At 44.3% G+C, this 1,831-nt stretch carries 3 protein-coding genes and 2 pseudogenes; 2 read left to right on the top strand and 3 right to left on the bottom strand.

Going from position 1 to position 1,831, the window contains the following annotated elements; genetic code table 11:
* A pseudogene (locus AC2VE5_RS26710) lies at positions 1 to 106 on the top strand (transposase); the annotation flags it as partial.
* A gap of 2 nt (positions 107 to 108) precedes the next feature.
* Positions 109 to 567, top strand: a pseudogene (locus AC2VE5_RS26705) (IS630 transposase-related protein); the annotation flags it as partial.
* Between the two features lie 7 nt (positions 568 to 574).
* Here AC2VE5_RS26705 and AC2VE5_RS26700 read toward each other — a convergent pair.
* The 3 genes from AC2VE5_RS26700 to AC2VE5_RS26690 all read right to left on the bottom strand — a co-directional run bounded on the left by AC2VE5_RS26700 (position 575) and on the right by AC2VE5_RS26690 (position 1,638).
* Complete coding sequence (locus tag AC2VE5_RS26700) at positions 575 to 739, bottom strand: hypothetical protein (protein WP_486890565.1); 165 nt, start codon at positions 737 to 739, stop codon at positions 575 to 577.
* A 98-nt stretch (positions 740 to 837) separates the two neighbouring features.
* Positions 838 to 1,137, bottom strand: a complete 300-nt coding sequence (locus AC2VE5_RS26695; RefSeq protein WP_486890564.1) for a hypothetical protein — start codon at positions 1,135 to 1,137, stop codon at positions 838 to 840.
* Between the two features lie 243 nt (positions 1,138 to 1,380).
* A complete protein-coding gene (locus tag AC2VE5_RS26690; protein WP_486890563.1) occupies positions 1,381 to 1,638 on the bottom strand; it encodes a helix-turn-helix domain-containing protein in 258 nt (85 codons plus the stop codon).
* Positions 1,639 to 1,831 lie beyond the last annotated feature (193 nt).

The following is a 1,831-nucleotide window of genomic DNA, read 5'->3' as shown; positions in this document are numbered from 1 at the left end:
ATGTAAGATCCTCGTTAAGAACTTTGAGCGCACCTTGACCAATGCCACCACGAAGCTCAATCTCTGCTTCGTCAGGTTAATGATTAAGCGACTTGCCGCCTTTTAGAGATGTCAAATGGGTTCTATAGTGAAGACCTGCGCCAAAAAGCGATCGCGGCAGTTGAGCGAGGAGAACACAAAAGTGATGTGAGTCGGATGTTGAACATCAGTCGCAACACACTCGATCTATGGTTGAAGCGCAAAGAACAAACTGGCAACTGTGAAGCGATTACTCACTATCAACAGGGAAATCGACATAAAATCACCGATTGGCAGAGGTTTCGTGAGTTCGCGAAGCAACATGGAGGTAAGACCCAAGGGCAAATGGCTGTGTTGTGGGGCGATAATGTGAGCCAGCAAAACATCAGTGATGCCTTACGTAAGCTTGGATTAAGCCCTTAAAAAAAGACATACGGCTATCGAGAACGGGATGAGTATCTGCGTCAAGAGTTCCAAGAACGATTGAAGACAAAATTCGCGGAGCAGATAGTGTACGTAGATGAAGCGGGTATTGATAACCGAGAGGACTAAGTAGTCAGGCGGAATTAAACTTAAAACGCTCCAGTGTATAACCACCTTTGACACTACGAGCTTCCATTCCATCAATGATTGCCAGTGCTAAATCATATTCATCCTCAAACATCCGTCCAGCAATTTCATGGGTCTTGAGTTGATGCCATTGCTCTTCAATCCGGTTCATTTCGGAGCGGTTCTGGGGGCAGAAAGAATAGAAATAAACCCTGAGAACGCCAGCGTTGCCACTGTTGACGAGTTAGGTTGCTTTTGTGTAAAGAGCTATTATCTTGGACAATTACGGTCAGGAGTCCGGTTGTCCTGAAAGTCTCCGATGCCAGTTCTGCAATCCAATCGATGAATTTGATGTAACTTTCTTACTTTGAAACTACTACAAGCTAAGGCATACTTAAAGCTTTTATCTGGTTGCCATACCCCTAAAATACTGATGCGTCCGTTACGTCGCTCCGTCTGCTCAAGGCATTTCTGTTCTCCCTTGCGGCTATAACTGTAACTAGCAGGACTCCACAACTGGCAGCCTGACTCATCCAGGTATATCAGTTCAACACCGCCTAATTGTTCCACCTGAAGAAGCGCATCTAACTGAGCTTGTTTGAGTTGTTTGTACTCAAGATTTTGTTTGGCTCGATGACTGTGCCGTGTCCGTTTCCACTTGTAGCCCTTTTTTGCAATAAATGTCTTAGTCGATCAGGACTTAATTTTACGCCGCGCTCTGATGCTAATTTTTGGGCTAGTTGCAGGCTGTTATAGGTACGTTCTTCAAACTCTAAACACCTTTCCAGATGTTGCAAATCGGCTTCTGACCATTTACGCTTTGCTCCCCGCCCTGTGGCTTCCCTCTGGTCCCCCTAATCCTCCATCTTGCCAGCGTCGAATTGTTGCTCTTACAGTATGCTCATGACACTCAAAAATTTCTGCAATTGCAGGTGTATTCCACCCTTGGGCATTCAGTCGTAACATATGAGCGCGATCTCTTGTCCTCTGCGGTACATCGGCGGCTACCCGCAATTCCAATAATGTGCGGTCTTCTTCTTCTGTTAAAACTATTCGGATGGGAGCAGGCATTAGTGAAATTGTCTCAGTACAGAAAACGCATCTATTTTATCTTACATTTTATTGTAGCCGCCTACTTAGTAGGTATTGAACTAGCGTTATTGAAGTAAGTAAGGATATCTCCAAAAAACTCAGAAATAAAATCTTGCCTAAAGTCTTGATAGCGAAAAATGTCTTTTGCATCAACATTTGGATGGATTTTTTT

The organism is Aliterella sp. E5.1 (assembly GCF_057473825.1).
This window is presented reverse-complemented; position numbering and strand designations above follow the sequence as displayed.